This window comes from Microcoleus sp. B3-D7, from assembly GCF_036705305.1.
In the GTDB taxonomy this organism is placed as follows: domain Bacteria; phylum Cyanobacteriota; class Cyanobacteriia; order Cyanobacteriales; family Microcoleaceae; genus Microcoleus.
This window is the reverse complement of sequence record NZ_JAUBUE010000032.1, coordinates 54,128-68,497: the sequence shown is the minus strand read 5'-3', so window position 1 is coordinate 68,497 and position 14,370 is coordinate 54,128. Positions and strand designations below refer to the sequence as shown.

Genomic DNA, 14,370 nt, shown 5'->3' with positions numbered 1-14,370 from the left:
TTTACAATTTATAGTGAGCGATAAATTCTGCCAAATTCTTGATACTTGCGTCGCACTAATTTATAAAGGAATCTCGATCGCAAATTCCGTCCCTTCTCCTACGGTGGAACGGCAGCTCAAGGCTCCGGCGTGTTTTTCCGCGACAATTCGGTAACTGATGGCTAACCCTAAACCAGTGCCTTTTCCCATCGGTTTTGTCGTGAAAAACGGGTCAAATAATCGGCTACGCACGTCTTCTGTCATGCCGATCGCATTATCGGCAATGCGGATGCAAATACTATTTTCGTTTAGGGCTTCTGTGCGAATGCTAATAGTTGGTTTCCAATCGTCGCCGACCGCCGCAGATCGCCTTTTTTGGTTGCAAGCATCTTCCAATGCGTCAATACTGTTGCTAAGCAGATTCATAAATACCTGATTGAGCTGACCTGCATAACATTCTATTAAAGGAAGTTGACCGTAATCTTTGATTATTTTTATTTCTGGATAGTCGCCTCTGGCTCGGAGTTTGTTGTGCAATATTAAGAGGGTATTATCTATGCCTTCGTGAAGGTTAGTAGGTTTTTTAACCGAGTCGTCTAAACGCGAGAAATTTCGCAAGCTCAGAACTATTTCGCGAATGCGATCGGCTCCCATTTTCATCGAAGATAATATTTTTAGTAAATCTTCTCTCAGAAATTCTAAATCGATCTTGTCAATACATTCTCGAACTTCTACCACGGGCTGAGGATAGTGTTTTTGATAAAGTTCCACAAGCTGCAACAAGTCTCGGATATATTGGCTGGCGTAGGAAATATTGCCGTAGATAAAACTGACAGGGTTATTAATTTCGTGAGCTACTCCAGCTACCATTTGACCGAGGCTTGACATTTTTTCGGTATGAATTAGGTGAGCTTGAGTTTCTCGAAGTTCTTTGAGAGCGATTTCTAGCTGCTGAGCTCTGTTGTTGGCGATCGCCTCGGAGAGCCGCAAAGCATCCTCCGCTGCTTTGCGTTCTGTTATGTCAAAAATGGCGCCGTTGAGGGATAAAACTTCACCGTCTGCGTTGAAAAGGGCTTGACCTTTCTCTGCAACCCACCGCACATTTCCGTCGCAGTGCATCAGGCGATATTCGATGATGTAAGGTTGTTTTGTCTTAATAGCCCGGTCGATAATTGTCTCGATCTGCTCAGCGTCATCGGGATGAACTATACTCGGAAAAGCCTGCACCGGTTTTTGCATAAAGTTAGCGGCAGGATAGCCGGAAATAGCTTCTATGCCACTGCTGATAAAAGTTACGCTCGATCGCCCAGCAGCACTGCAGCGGTAAACCGCACCGGGAATGCTAGAAACTAATGACCTAAATTCTTCTTCTCTTTCTCGCAAAGCTGCCTCAATCCGCTTGCGTTCGCTAATGTCGCGAGCAAACGCGCACTGATATTCTTTGCCGTTAAATTCCAAATGGTTGATCGTAATTTCTACCGGAAAAATGCGACCGTACTTAGTGATGTGGTGAACTTCAATATTAACCGAACCGCAGCGTTTTAAGACTTTCCAGTGCAAACTCCAAGCAGTTTGGGGAAAATCTGGGTTGATGTCGTGCACGGTCATCGAGAGCAATTCAGTGGTAGAATATCCCAATGAAGTGCAAGCAGCGTCGTTGACGTACAAAAATTTACCGTCGGGCCCGATCCAGAATATCGCATCTGCCGATCGGTCGATCGCAAATTGAGTCAGTTGCAACTTTTCCTCAACTCGGTGGCGATCGGCAATTTCTTTTTCTAACTGTTCATTAAGCGAATTGAGAGCTAAAGCGCGATCGATAATAGTATCTGAAGGGTAAAAATTTAGCGCTTGTTTTGCCAATTCTCCTTTCTGGATATCATGGTGGTGCTGATGTTCCTCTACCTGTTTTAACGACTGTTTTTGAAGTTTTTCTTTTTGATTAAAACCAGACTCGGCAAGTGCTTTGGGCATGAGGGCAAGGGCGACTGCGACTAAAAACCACGCAATCAAAGCACTTGCAGCTTTGAGAGTTACTGACAGCCAATATATCGAGTGCCACAGCGTCCAAACTTCCGTCAATTTAGCAGCGCCCCAGGCAAAAAAAACAACGGCAAATACCCGGAAAATCTTGCGGTGAGAACCTTGGCGGGTAAAATAAACTAAAGATAGGGCGATCGAGCAATAAGCCAGTGCCGTCAGCGAGTCAAAAACAGCGTACAATCGCAACTCCGGCACCACGTTGCAGGCGAGTGTAGAAGATACAGCAAGTGTGGAAAAAAAAATTGTTAATTGTTCTTGCATAAAGTTCAAGAAAAAAATTATCTGTACCAATGCAAATCAGATCAAATCTAATTATTTGATTTCGGCTAGTGAAATATTTACATAATTATATACTTTTTTCATTTTTTATGAAACAGCTATTTTTTCAGGAAATCTCAAAACTATCGAGGTGGGGCCCTAGGAACGAAGCTTTTCCCAAGTATGAGCAATGGTGAGCGTCACGGCTAGCAACGCTTACGTTGCTCCCTGTGACGGAATACATAGGTTCGCCTACCTATTGATTCAGAAACATTTAAATTGTTAATGATTACTATTAAATTTTCTTTTAGATTACTTAAGCAGTGAGCCAGGAGTTTTTAACCCCTGGCTCACAGATGGACTAGCAGACTTTTAAGGCAGAGAAAATCTCAATTTTTGCGCTGGAAATCCACACTTAAGCGCCGCCCAGCGCCCAATGCACCAAAGTCCGAACTCCAAAACCGGTAGCCCCAGGGCCATTGTAGCCATTTTCTTTGTCACTCCAAACCGGGCCGGCAATATCTAAATGCGCCCATGCAGTATCCTTTACAAACTGCTTCAAAAATAGCGCCGCCGTAATCGAACCGCCGGGACGTGGGCCGGTGTTTTTCATGTCGGCGTGCAATGCTTTCAAGCCCTCAAAATACTTCTCTTCCATCGGCATCCGCCAAAATTTTTCGCCTGCCAATTCTGAGGCGGCGACTATTTCGGCGGCGACGCTATCTTGAGGACTCCACAAACCCGCGATATCGTCACCTAAAGCAATTACGCAGGCGCCGGTTAGAGTTGCTAAATCGACAATTGCGTCAACTCCCAACTTATCAGCAAATACCAAAGCATCAGCCAGGGTTAAACGACCTTCAGCGTCGGTATTGTTGACTTCAATTGTTTTGCCGTTGGAAGCTGTAAGGATGTCTCCAGGGCGCATGGCGCGGCCGCTGATCATGTTTTCAGTGACGGCGCTGATAAAGTGAACTTCCACATCGGGTTTGATGTGTCCGATCGCCTTTGCCGCTCCCAAAGTAGCCGCAGCGCCGCCCATATCTATTTTCATCATTTCAATGCCGCTGCCCGCACCTTTGATGTTCAAACCGCCAGAATCAAAGGTCAATCCTTTGCCCACAATTGCTATTTTGCGGCGCGGTGTACCTTCTGGTTTGTAAGTTAAATGGATAAATTTAGGGGGTAAATCCGATGCTAGGGCAACGCCGAGAAAGGCTCCCATTCCTAGTTTTTCACAGTCTTCCCGCTCCAATATTTCTAATTCTAAACCGCATTCGGCAGCTAGACTTTGAGCAGTTTCTGCCATGGTAATCGGGGTGACAAAATTTGCCGGCGCTGCGACTAATTCCCGTGCTAAAATGACTCCGGCAGTGATTTGGCGGGCGCGGGCGATCGCACTTTCGGTACCGGCAAAACCGAGCAAATGAATTTGTTCGAGTTGCGGGCTTTTGTCTTCAGGTTCCGATTTGAAACGGTTGTCTTGATTCAGGGAGAGTTCTACACCTTCGGCGATCGCGCTTGCTGTAGAATCCGGCGCGTTTTTCCACACCGGAAAGCTAATTCCGAGGGTTTTACATTTCTCTTTTTTGGCTAACTTGGCGCAAACGCCCGCAGCTTGCCGCACGGTGTCTAATTTTAAGTCCTCTGTTTTGCCCAAACCCACGATCGCAATTTTGCGAATGGGATTATTGCCGCCGACGCGGGTGATGGCGCTCGTACCCACTTTGCCCTTAAAATCTACTTCCAGTAGCAGCTCTTTCAAAGTGCCTGCCAGCTTTTCATCTAATTGTGCCAGATCGCCCGTGAGTTCCAGGGCGTCCTCAAATAGACCAATTGCCAAGGCGTCTCCGGTCCAAACAGAGCGGGGCGTATCGGTGACTAGAAATTCCATGTTTTGATTTAGAGTTGAGATTTTAGACTTTAGATTGTACTTTTTGACACCCCCCCGGCCCAAGCGCGAGGGATTCTAGCGGTTGTCTAAGACGAGGCTGAAGCCGTCGTCAAAGACGCATCACCAGTTAAGGGACTGTCATTGACCCCATCCTCTGAATCAACGATTTCCATTGCAGACACCGCTTTCTGAAGATTCAAAGGACACGCAAATCCTACCCACTGCCCAATATTTTGCGAAGCGTTCCAGTCCGCGTTACAGCGATACCCATCAAATCCTTTGAATTGGTGCTTGACTCGTTTGCCGATAACACCATTTCGATGATCCGATTTACTGGTATAGGGTGCCGGCACCGACTCAACGGGAACACCTGCACGAATCGCTTTATAGCGGGTGAAGATTTCAAGCTGATAGAACGCCCAAGCATCTCGGTTCTGAGCTGCATCCGATTTGGTTTTCTTGCGTTGCTTTGAGGTACTTCTGATTTCAGAAAGATCCTCAAACCGCAATCCCATTCCGAAGTATGAAGCAAACTGAACCAACTGCCTAGAAATCTCGTGATTGATCTGCGTCATGATGCGACGCTCACGCGATTCTAGCTGCTTAACCTTTTTCAGCTTTTTCGCTTCTTGGAGAACCTTACGGGTTTTCTGAAACCGTCGTCGGGCGGCTTTAACTTTGCGACCATTCCAGAACTTGCCGAAGGAGTTGGGCAGTGCTGCGACTGCAATATTGTTTTGTCCTCGATCAACTCCAATCCAACCTTTAACATCACCTGCATCGGGAACTTCCATGGATACAGAAATGAGTGCATACCAAACACCTTTTTTGGACTTGCATAGCTTCAGACTGCCTAATTTGGCAGAACCTTCGATCGCTTTATCCAAAACTTCGGTATGCGAGGCGGCATGAACATCAAGAGGAATTCTTCCTTTCCGCCCTCGATAGAGACTGAAAGAGACAGTGAATAAATTGCCCGACTTGAGAACCTCATAACCTTGGTTGTTCACTTCAAGCCACATTTGCTTAAAGTGAACAACCTTAGTTTTTGCATGGGTGTTCCGAATGGTTTGATTGATCCACATCGATCCAATCTCAATATGTCTAAACGCGGCACTCGTCAGCTTTTTACGATCCTTGTTGTCAACTTCCAGCAAATCATTTGCAACAGCCGTATTGAGGGCGGTAAGCCGCTCAAATTCAAGTGCTTTGCAGGCATTCAACCTGTGAAACGGAAGCTTTAACGTTAGTGTTAGCTGAGCCATATTAAGAACGACCTTAACTTGACCTGTTAATTGTATCCTGCAAATAGTCGTAGGATATGAAGAATGGTTAAATATCCGACCCATACTGCGGGAAGACAGCCTGTTGTTAGCTTTCCTCCCCCGGCCCCAGCACGGAGGCTCTAAGCATAAGTTTTGGTAGTTAGTGGTTTGTCGTTTTTCCTTTGTGCGGGCAAATAGATCGATCGCACAAATTTTCCGCTCCACATCAAAATAAATTCTGCTACTATATCAGCCAAGTCCGCCTGCGATCGGATCTTCCACCAATCTCAATCATCTGTTTGGGGGTTGGCTGTCCGTTTTTGCCCCACTCTTAACATTTATTTCTCGTTAAACAGGTATCGTGCCTGTGATGGCGTGGAACACCCATCCTGCCTCTGATGGCTTTTGACAAACGATCGGTTATCTATTGTTATTCTCTTAAATTTTCCCATGCTAAAACGACGCCGGGCCCGATTTTCTGTTTTAATCAGCGTTTCAGTTTGCGTTATTGCGATCGGCTCTTTGGTTGCTGCGATGAAATGGATGGGTTTTGGCTCGGTCCAGAAGGCCGAGCAGCCCGTGAATGCAGCGAATTCCGAATCGGAAGTCAAGATGCTGGTATCGCTGTCACCGAGCGAGCGATCTGCGAAATTAGTTGAACTCGCAGCCAGTGAGTCTGTAAATACGAACCCGCAGCAGCCAATCTCCCCTCAAAGCCGCGCCCGCTACCTGCTTGCCAGCGATTTAATCCAGCAAGGAAATGCCGCCAAAGCATTAAAATTATTGGACAAATTAGAGCAAGAATATCCGGTTTTAGCTGCTCACATTGCCCTAAAAAGGGCGCAAGCTTACCAATTGAGCGGCGACAAAGGCAAAACTCAAAAAGCTTGGGAAGAACTGCTCAAAAACTATCCGGGCGACCCGGTAGCAGCGGAAGCTTTATATGTTTTAGGCAAGTCAAAACCGGAATATTGGCAACAGGCAATTACTGAATTTCCTGGTCATCCCCGCAGCGTAGAAATTGCCCTCCGCAAGTTAAAAGAAAATCCGAATCAGCCGCAGTTGATGCTGCTCGTAGCAAAACACGGTCATTATGTCAAAGATTACGGGACAATTTTGGAACAACTGGTGCAGCGAAACAGCGCCGGTTTGAAACCGGAAGATTGGGAAGAAATTGCCTTTGGCTATTGGGAAAAACAAAATTACGGCAAAGGAGCTATTGCTTACGGGAAAGCTCCCCGCAATGCCAAAAATCTTTACCGCAAAGCTCGCGGTTTGTGGCTCGACGGAAAAATCCCGGAATCGAGAATTGCCTATCAAGAATTAGTACGCGAGTTTCCCGATGCCGAAGATAGTGGTTTGGGTTTAATTCGGCTGTCGCGGCTGAGCGAACCGAAAGAAGCGATCGTTTTGCTCGATCGAGTTATTAGCAAATTTCCCAATTATGCCCCCGAAGCTTTGTTAGATAAATCGCAAATTCTCGACAAAGCACGCAGCGGTCAATCCGCCTCAGATACCCGGAAGTTGCTATTGACAAAATACAATAATTCTGATAAAGCAGGCGAATTGCGGTGGACGATCGCCCAGCAGTTTGCCAAAGGCGGAGATTTAAAATCAGCTTGGCAGTGGGCGAGAGAATTAACCACCCACAATCCCGACAGCGAACAAGCTCCAGAAGCAGCATTTTGGGTCGGGAAATGGGCACAGCAACTCGGCCGGGAACAAGACGCCAAGACTGCATTTGACTATACGATCTTACGCTATCCAGAATCATATTTTGCGTGGCGATCGGCTGTACTTCTCGGCTGGCCAGTCGGCGACTTTACCACAGTCCGAGATTTGTCTCCCAATGTAGTGCGGCCGCCTCAGCGCCCCGAACCAACTGCGGGTTCTCCTGCGTTGAAAGAACTCTATCAATTAGGTCAAGATAGGGATGCTTGGACGCTGTGGCAAGTAGAGTTTATCGACCGCGTAGAACCAAGTATTGCGGAACAGTTTACCGACGGTTTAATGCGAGTTGCAGTCGGAGACAATTTAGACGGTTTGTGGATGGTTGGTAGTTTGCGGCAGCGCGATAAACCAGATGATAGAACCCAATACCTGGATCTCAGACAGCAACCGATTTATTGGCAAGCACTTTATCCTTTTCCTTACTTAGAAACCATTGTCAAATGGTCGCAAGAGCGCAAAATAAATCCAGTATTAGTAACAGCATTAATCCGGCAAGAATCGCGGTTTATGCCCGCTATCAAATCATCAGTTGGCGCCACCGGTTTAATGCAAGTAATGCCCGAAACAGCCGCTTGGGTTGCTGGACAAATCAGCCTCAAAAAGTATTCATTGGAGAATGTGGACGACAACGTTAAACTTGGTACGTGGTATTTGGATCACACTCACGACGAGTACAAGAATAACTCGATGTTAGCTGTCGCGAGTTACAATGCCGGGCCAAATGCAGTATCAGATTGGTTAAAGAGGTTTAATTTTAGTGACCCAGATGCTTTTGCGGAAAAGATTCCGTTTCCTGAAACGAAAGGATACGTGAAATCGGTGTTTGAGAATTACTGGAATTATCTGCGGATTTACAATCCAGAAGTTAATCAGTTAATGAGTGAGCATTATGCGGCTGCTCAGAAAAAAGTAAAGTGAATTATTCGTGGTGTGGGGGCGGTTTTATCTAAATTTTTGGTAATCGTTATATCTTTTTGGTGGAACCCGCCCCTACAAAATATGGTTTCGTAGGGGCAGGTTCGACCAACCATAATCGCCCCAAACAAACAATCTGAAAAACCCGCCCCCACCAAACAAACAATCATTAGTAATTGACCGGAGATGATATCAGCGGCATCCCAAGGAATCGCGAGTAGAAATCCCTGTTTGAGAATTAATCCCACTTGCCTTTCTGCACAATTCTTTAACTTGTGATCCGTCCATAATTGCGTCCGTAAAGTCAGCGCCGGTGATATCAACTCCGTCAAAAGTAGAACGCAGCAAAATTGTTTCTGCTAAAATTGCATCACTTAAATCGGCATTAGTAAATTTAACTTGATCTATCATTGCATTAGTTAAATTCGCTCCGTGCAAATTCGCCTGAGTCATCACCGAAGCGCTCATAATTGCTCCCTGCAAATCGGCATTAGAAAAATTAGTCAAGTCCATATTAGCGTTAGAAAACTCAGCCGCCCGCAGCATTTGACCAGAAAAATCGCGTCTTGTCAGTTCGGCGTTGCTAAAGGACAACGGCGGAGCGTAATATTTAGATTGAGCCTGGGCTGGCTGCTGCAGGATGAAGATAGTTAGTACCAAGAGGAATGCTGCTAGTTGCCGGAGTTTCATAAGTCTGATATTCTCGCAAGGTGGATATTTCGTAGTGTATCCCGAACTTTGGTCTATCGACTAAACAGGTACAATCTTAATTAATAGTGATGGAGATGGAAAAAAAGATATGCTAAGTTTTTTCTTAACTTGGATAGTAGCAGCGGTTTCGCTGATTATTACCGCTAACATTGTACCAGGTATTTCGGTGGTTAGCTTTCCGGCGGCGATGCTGGCTGCTGTTGTTATCGGATTGGTGAACGCGGTTGTCAGACCGATTCTTACATTGCTGACGCTGCCTTTGACCATTATTACTTTAGGTTTGTTTTTATTCGTTGTGAATGCAATTTCGCTTTCCCTGGCTTCGTGGTTGGCGGGTGCGTTCAATATCGGCTTTGTGGTTGGCGGTTTTTGGCCGGCTTTGGTGGGTTCCATTGTGTTGTCATTTGTTTCTGGGTTGATTGGTCGATTTGTGAATGCCAATACTTTGTCTCAGTAATATATTATCCCAGATACTCGATCGGGCAAACTGCAACCGCTACTGTTACCGCAGAACCCGCCCTAACCCCTCCTTGTGAAAGGGGGGGATTTTTGCTGCGAAATATTTGTTTAGGGACTAAGAGGGGATTTGAACCGCAGATAAACGCAGATGGACGCTGATGATTGATGGATATCTGCGTATATTCGCGTTCATCTGCGGTTAAATTTTCTTTTCTAACTGCACACAGTGCCGCCGCTTCTGCTACACTAGGCGTCCCGACTTCTTTGACTACAATATTTGAAGGGTTGGGGACTTCTACGGAACTTAAAATGTCAGCCGCAAAGGTTTGTAACGGCCAATTTCGCTCTTGACAAAGTTCTAACAAGCCGACTTCACCTGCTTTAGTGTCTATTGTAGCAATACCTGCGATCGCACTTTCCGCTAAATGATTAGCGCGACATACTTGTTTAATCGCTGTCTCGATTAATTCTCGCCCTGTTGCGCGTTCACAACCTATCCCTATCCACAACACTCTTGGATGCCACTGAACCTTTGGCAAAACAGATTCGGGCGAAAATCTTCTCTGCGTAAAACTAATCCAAATTCGGGCTTTGATAGTTGAGAGATTTTCCCCCTCCCAATACAAAGAATGTTTTTCTGGCAGACTGTTTTGCCACAAAGTAGAACCAACTTCTTGAATTACTTCGACAGTTTCCCCTCCAGCAAGAGCTGCCGCTACTCCAGTCCAGTCCCCTTCGCCTCGACTCCAACCGCTGGGAATGTCTAGCATATCTACAGTGAATTCATCGCTCATTATTCAGTTATCTATTCTGTAGTTTCACTGCGACCGCAATCTTAAAAAAAAATTAACACTCTGTTTAGTGAAAATTTTGGTATAATTGTAGCACAAACTACAAAAAATCAAACATTTAAGATGGTAGAACTAAATCAGTTAGTGTTAGAGCTTGAAAGCAACCTCAAATCGGAAGGAGTGAAAAAAGAATGGAAAGAGCGCCGGCCAAGTTGGGTGAGCGATGTGGCAGCATCAGTTAACCTGACATATCTAGCAGAATTGCTAGTTGAATGGCAATCTAACTTGCAGGGTAAATCGGTGGATATTCAGTGGGAAGAACGTCGGAACCGTTGGGTAGAAGAATGTCTGGCAGCATCGATTGTTCAAGAAGTATCAAGTTTATTGCTGGAACTAGAAACCAATATAAATTCGGAAGCTATGGCTGATGAATGGCAGCAGAATCGCGATAATTGGGTACAGCAAATGCACAAGTTTAACGAGTAGTGTCGAGGAGCCAGAGCCTGTAGATATTGCGTTTTCAGGCTCTAAAATTTCCTCATGACTAATGACTAATGATTCATCTTTCTGCCAAACCCCATTCAGAAAAATATCAGCGAGTCCTTCAGCCATTTCCTGCATTTGCTGCCGAGAAGCATTCGGCTTCGTAATCGTATTTTGACTGAAGGGCGCGACTGCAAACATTCCCACAAATACCTGAGCGACAATTTTCGGATTCGTCTTTGGATAAACTTGTTTTTCCATCGCCGTTTCCAAATAAAGCCTCAGCCACATATCTCATTATAAAAAACCCACATTCTAAATTACTAAAATTTGTACAAAAATAGCACAAACTGCAAACAATACAAAATTTAATATGGTAGAAATAAACCAATTACTGTTAGAGTTTCAAGCCCACCTAAACGGGGACGCAGTGACGGAAGAATGGAAAGAACGTCGCAACTGTTGGATGAGCGAGGTGTCAGCAGCAATTGACGAAAAACATTTAGCAAAATTGCTAGTTGAATTAGAATCAAATTTTCAGCGAGAAGCGGTACAAAGTCTCTGGAAAATGATCCGTGAAAGTTGGGTAGAAGAATGTCATATAGCATCGACGCTAGAAGAAGTATCAAGTCTATTGCTGGAACTAGAAAGCAATACAACTTGGGAAGTAGTGACGGATGAATGGCAGGATAATCGCGAGAAGTGGGTACAAAAGATGTACGATTTTATAGAGTAATAATTCACTTAATTAAAATCCACTTTCATGGTGAATGATGTCCCTCCTGTGCGGTTGATTGTCTCGCTTCCGTCAATTACTTTAAATCCCGATCGCTCGTACAAACTCAGGGCTCGATTCGAGCTTCTGACACTCAGGGATACCGATCGATAAGAGACTTTTGCTGCTGACAACAAACGATCCAGCAACTGCGTTCCTACACCCTGATTTGTATATTCTGGAAGAACGGCGATCGCCAATTCCGGGATAGTATCATCAACCCAGCCAAACCCCTTGTCATCCTCTGTAAACAAACGCAGCCAGGCGGCTCCTACTGGCTGGCTCCCGTTCAATTCGATTGCTGCGAAGCCCAAATCGTTTGCACGTCCCCAATTCTTGACATATTTCGCAATTAAAGGATGATTCACAACCCCTTGCACCCTTGATTCGCCTTCTTCTGCCATGTGCGCCGCTTCATACAGCATTTTCCAGAGAAAAGGCTCGTCTTCCTGGGTTAGCGATCGAATAGAATAGTGCAAAATTTTGCCCATAACAACTTTTCCCTGTTGCCCTAATTATTCATCTTTCAGCAAAACCCCATTCAGAAAAATATCGGCTAATCCTTCAGCCATTTCCTGCATTTGCTGCGGCGAAGCATTCGGCTCCATAATCGTATTTTGACTGAAACCCGCGACTGCAAACATTCCCAAAAATACCTGAGCGACAATCTTCGGATTCATCTTCCGATAAACTCCTTTTTCCATCGCTGTTTCAAAAAAAGCCTCAGCAACATCGCTCATTTTTCCGATGACTTCCAACTGAATTCTGTCGCGTAAATCCGGGTGAAATTGCGCCTCCAAAAAACACACCCGCATCATGTCGCTATTCTCGCGGATATTCAGCATCCGTCGCCGCATCACCTGAGCCACTGCTTTGTAACTGCCCATCTCGCTTAATTCAGTCAGCAAATCCGTCAGCAACTCCACCCATCCTTCCGTCGCCACCTCAATCAAAATCGCTTTTTTATTATCAAAATGCCGAAATAGCGTACCCTCGGCCACCCCCGCCGCCACTGCTAAATCGCGAGTTGTCGTGCCGTCGTATCCGCTGCGGGCAAACAACCGCTGAGCGGCTTGTAAAATCCGCTTCTTGGTTTCTGTTTCAGAAGGAGGAGACTGATTAAAAATTCGCATGGCTTTGCAATCGGTAATTTGCGACTTGGAACTACGGGTTCGGGACTGAAGCGCTAAATAATGTTAAGTTTTAAGTTGTGCGCGGCTTTTATCCCAAACTTAAAACTCCTCGCCGGGCCCCAGACCCTTTTTGAGATTTGCTGTATCAGCCTAACATCTGCGGCGCAACAGATCGCTTATGCCTCCAAAAATCTTTATCCTGAGAAAAGAATCTCTGGCCACCGAGCACAAACATTTTTTTGTTTGACCATCCAAAATCTAAAATCTAAAATCCAAAATCGAATGACCCCGCAGTTCCAAAAACCCCGTGAAGCGAAGCTATCCCGTAGGGAATCGCCCGATCGCCAAACTCGATTCATCGCCTCCCTGCTGGCCGCTGTACTGCTGTGGTGGGGCATTTCTCCCGAAATCGCCCTCGCCCGCCCCAACCCCGCTAGCGGCTCCCAAGCAGTCTCTGTTCAACCGTCGCTCGATCGAGTAATCAGCCAAGTCAGCGAATTTAAGCTCGACAACGGCATGAAATTCATCGTACTCGAAAGGCCCAGAGCCCCCGTAGCATCGTTTCTGATTCACGCCGATGTGGGCGGCGCAAACGAACCCGACGGTCAAACAGGTGTCGCTCACTATCTCGAACATTTAGCCTTCAAAGGCACGCCAAAAATCGGCACTACCGACTACCAAGCCGAAAAGCCGCTGCTAGAAAAACAAGACCAACTCTTCGAGCAAATGCAAGCAGCCAAAGCCAGCGGCAAAACTGAAGAAGTCGCCCAATTAAAAGCAGAATTTGACAAAGTTGAAGCCGAAGCTTCGCAATTTGTCAAGCGCAATGAACTCGGAAAAATAGTGGAACAAGCAGGCGGAGTCGGACTAAATGCCGCTACTTCCACCGACGCCACAATGTATTTTTACAGCCTTCCAGCTAACAAGTTAGAAATGTGGATGTCGCTGGAATCCGAGCGATTTCTAGAACCAGTATTTCGGGAATTTTACAAAGAAAAACAGGTAATTTTAGAAGAGCGCAGGCTGCGAACCGAGAATTCTCCGATCGGACAAATGGTTGAAGTTTTTGCCAACAAAGCTTTCTCTGCTCATCCCTACCGCCGCCCCGTAATTGGCTACACTGAAGACATTAAAAACCTCAGCCGCAGCGACGTGCAGAAGTTTTTCGAGACTCACTACGTCCCCAGCAAGCTGACTGTGGCGGTGGTAGGAGACGTGAAAGCTTCGGAGGTGAAGCGACTCGCTCAAATTTATTTCGGCCGTTACAAGGCGAAAACAGCGCCTCCAGAATTGCAGATTGTCGAACCTCCCCAAACTCAAACTCAGGAAGTCACGCTGAAATTAAAAACTCAACCTTGGTATTTGGAAGGATACCACAAACCGGCGATGAATCATCCCGACAATGCGATTTATGAAATGATTGGTTCTTTGCTCAGCGATGGCCGCACTTCTCGGCTTTACAAATCTTTGGTAGAACAACAGCAATTGGCGCTCGCGGCTCAAGGTTTCAGCGGTTATCCGGGGGAAAAGTATCCGAATTTGATGTTATTTTACGCTCAAACTGCTCCGGGTCGTACGGTTGATGAAGTAGCTGCAGCTTTGAGCAAGGAAATCGAGCGCCTGAAAACTGAGCCGGTTTCTGCTTTGGAATTGGATCGCGTGAAAACTCAGGCGAGAGCCGATTTGTTGCGATCGCTCGATTCTAATATGGGCATGGCATTTTCGCTGGTGGACTATCAAGTAAACACCGGTTCGTGGCGAAATTTGTTCAAGGAATTGGATGCGATCGCGGCTGTTACTCCCGCTGACATTCAACGTGTGGCTCAGGCAACTTTCCGCCCGGAAAATCGCACGATTGGTAAGCTTTTGCCACTGTAAGAAGAAGGTTCGGCAACGGATTCGCTCGACGGATGTAACGGATGTAACGGATGTC

Annotated in this window: 12 protein-coding genes and 1 pseudogene; 5 read left to right on the top strand and 8 right to left on the bottom strand. The window is 46.0% G+C overall.

Going from position 1 to position 14,370, the window contains the following annotated elements; genetic code table 11:
• Positions 1–60: 60 nt before the first annotated feature.
• From QUB25_RS20375 to QUB25_RS20365, 3 genes are all read right to left on the bottom strand, one after another.
• Positions 61–2,283: a PAS domain S-box protein gene (locus QUB25_RS20375; RefSeq protein WP_333185484.1), complete on the bottom strand. Its 2,223-nt coding sequence runs from the start codon at positions 2,281–2,283 to the stop codon at positions 61–63.
• A gap of 412 nt (positions 2,284–2,695) precedes the next feature.
• Positions 2,696–4,174: a leucyl aminopeptidase gene (locus QUB25_RS20370; protein WP_333185482.1), complete on the bottom strand. Its 1,479-nt coding sequence runs from the start codon at positions 4,172–4,174 to the stop codon at positions 2,696–2,698.
• 86 nt (positions 4,175–4,260) lie between these two features.
• Positions 4,261–5,439 (bottom strand): transposase, encoded by a 1,179-nt coding sequence (locus QUB25_RS20365; RefSeq protein WP_333185480.1) that lies wholly within the window; start codon positions 5,437–5,439, stop codon positions 4,261–4,263.
• Between the two features lie 450 nt (positions 5,440–5,889).
• On the opposite strand from QUB25_RS20365, the gene QUB25_RS20360 reads away from it, so the two are divergent.
• Positions 5,890–8,088: a transglycosylase SLT domain-containing protein gene (locus tag QUB25_RS20360; protein WP_333185478.1), complete on the top strand. Its 2,199-nt coding sequence runs from the start codon at positions 5,890–5,892 to the stop codon at positions 8,086–8,088.
• Positions 8,089–8,277: 189 nt separating this feature from the next.
• Here QUB25_RS20360 and QUB25_RS20355 read toward each other — a convergent pair whose 3' ends face one another.
• The gene (locus QUB25_RS20355; RefSeq protein ID WP_333185476.1) at positions 8,278–8,775 is read right to left on the bottom strand and encodes a pentapeptide repeat-containing protein; all 498 of its coding nucleotides are present in this window, start codon (positions 8,773–8,775) and stop codon (positions 8,278–8,280) included.
• 109 nt (positions 8,776–8,884) lie between these two features.
• Here QUB25_RS20355 and QUB25_RS20350 point away from each other — a divergent pair, with 109 nt between their 5' ends.
• Positions 8,885–9,253: a phage holin family protein gene (locus QUB25_RS20350; protein WP_333036939.1), complete on the top strand. Its 369-nt coding sequence runs from the start codon at positions 8,885–8,887 to the stop codon at positions 9,251–9,253.
• 4 nt (positions 9,254–9,257) lie between these two features.
• On the opposite strand, the gene QUB25_RS20345 is transcribed toward QUB25_RS20350, so the two are convergent.
• Positions 9,258–10,049 (bottom strand): cobalamin biosynthesis protein, encoded by a 792-nt coding sequence (locus QUB25_RS20345; protein WP_333185473.1) that lies wholly within the window; start codon positions 10,047–10,049, stop codon positions 9,258–9,260.
• A gap of 120 nt (positions 10,050–10,169) precedes the next feature.
• Here QUB25_RS20345 and QUB25_RS20340 point away from each other — a divergent pair, with 120 nt between their 5' ends.
• Entirely contained in the window at positions 10,170–10,532 is a 363-nt protein-coding gene (locus QUB25_RS20340; RefSeq protein WP_333139031.1) for a hypothetical protein, read from the top strand.
• A gap of 72 nt (positions 10,533–10,604) precedes the next feature.
• Here QUB25_RS20340 and QUB25_RS29870 read toward each other — a convergent pair.
• Positions 10,605–10,805: pseudogene (locus tag QUB25_RS29870) on the bottom strand (TetR/AcrR family transcriptional regulator); the annotation flags it as partial.
• Positions 10,806–10,902: 97 nt separating this feature from the next.
• Here QUB25_RS29870 and QUB25_RS20335 point away from each other — a divergent pair.
• Positions 10,903–11,265, top strand: coding sequence for a hypothetical protein (locus QUB25_RS20335; protein WP_333185471.1), 363 nt, complete (start codon positions 10,903–10,905; stop codon positions 11,263–11,265).
• An 8-nt stretch (positions 11,266–11,273) separates the two neighbouring features.
• Here the strand turns inward: QUB25_RS20335 and QUB25_RS20330 are convergent, their stop codons facing one another.
• Both QUB25_RS20330 and QUB25_RS20325 read right to left on the bottom strand, forming a co-directional pair.
• Positions 11,274–11,795 (bottom strand): GNAT family N-acetyltransferase, encoded by a 522-nt coding sequence (locus tag QUB25_RS20330; RefSeq protein WP_333185469.1) that lies wholly within the window; start codon positions 11,793–11,795, stop codon positions 11,274–11,276.
• 24 nt (positions 11,796–11,819) lie between these two features.
• Entirely contained in the window at positions 11,820–12,437 is a 618-nt protein-coding gene (locus tag QUB25_RS20325) for a helix-turn-helix domain-containing protein (protein WP_333059831.1), read from the bottom strand.
• 282 nt (positions 12,438–12,719) lie between these two features.
• Between QUB25_RS20325 and QUB25_RS20320 the strand changes: the two genes are divergently transcribed.
• Positions 12,720–14,315: a pitrilysin family protein gene (locus QUB25_RS20320; RefSeq protein ID WP_333185467.1), complete on the top strand. Its 1,596-nt coding sequence runs from the start codon at positions 12,720–12,722 to the stop codon at positions 14,313–14,315.
• Positions 14,316–14,370: the final 55 nt, after the last annotated feature.

Coding starts and splice junctions, on each gene's coding strand:
- QUB25_RS20320 (WP_333185467.1), top strand. CDS start 12,720: ATGACCCCGCAGTTCCAAAAACCCCGTGAAGCGAAGCTATCCCGTAGG.
- QUB25_RS20340 (WP_333139031.1), top strand. CDS start 10,170: ATGGTAGAACTAAATCAGTTAGTGTTAGAGCTTGAAAGCAACCTCAAA.
- QUB25_RS20330 (WP_333185469.1), bottom strand. CDS start 11,795: ATGGGCAAAATTTTGCACTATTCTATTCGATCGCTAACCCAGGAAGAC.
- QUB25_RS20345 (WP_333185473.1), bottom strand. CDS start 10,049: ATGAGCGATGAATTCACTGTAGATATGCTAGACATTCCCAGCGGTTGG.
- QUB25_RS20375 (WP_333185484.1), bottom strand. CDS start 2,283: ATGCAAGAACAATTAACAATTTTTTTTTCCACACTTGCTGTATCTTCT.
- QUB25_RS20370 (WP_333185482.1), bottom strand. CDS start 4,174: ATGGAATTTCTAGTCACCGATACGCCCCGCTCTGTTTGGACCGGAGAC.
- QUB25_RS20360 (WP_333185478.1), top strand. CDS start 5,890: ATGCTAAAACGACGCCGGGCCCGATTTTCTGTTTTAATCAGCGTTTCA.
- QUB25_RS20335 (WP_333185471.1), top strand. CDS start 10,903: ATGGTAGAAATAAACCAATTACTGTTAGAGTTTCAAGCCCACCTAAAC.
- QUB25_RS20350 (WP_333036939.1), top strand. CDS start 8,885: ATGCTAAGTTTTTTCTTAACTTGGATAGTAGCAGCGGTTTCGCTGATT.
- QUB25_RS20365 (WP_333185480.1), bottom strand. CDS start 5,439: ATGGCTCAGCTAACACTAACGTTAAAGCTTCCGTTTCACAGGTTGAAT.
- QUB25_RS20355 (WP_333185476.1), bottom strand. CDS start 8,775: ATGAAACTCCGGCAACTAGCAGCATTCCTCTTGGTACTAACTATCTTC.
- QUB25_RS20325 (WP_333059831.1), bottom strand. CDS start 12,437: ATGCGAATTTTTAATCAGTCTCCTCCTTCTGAAACAGAAACCAAGAAG.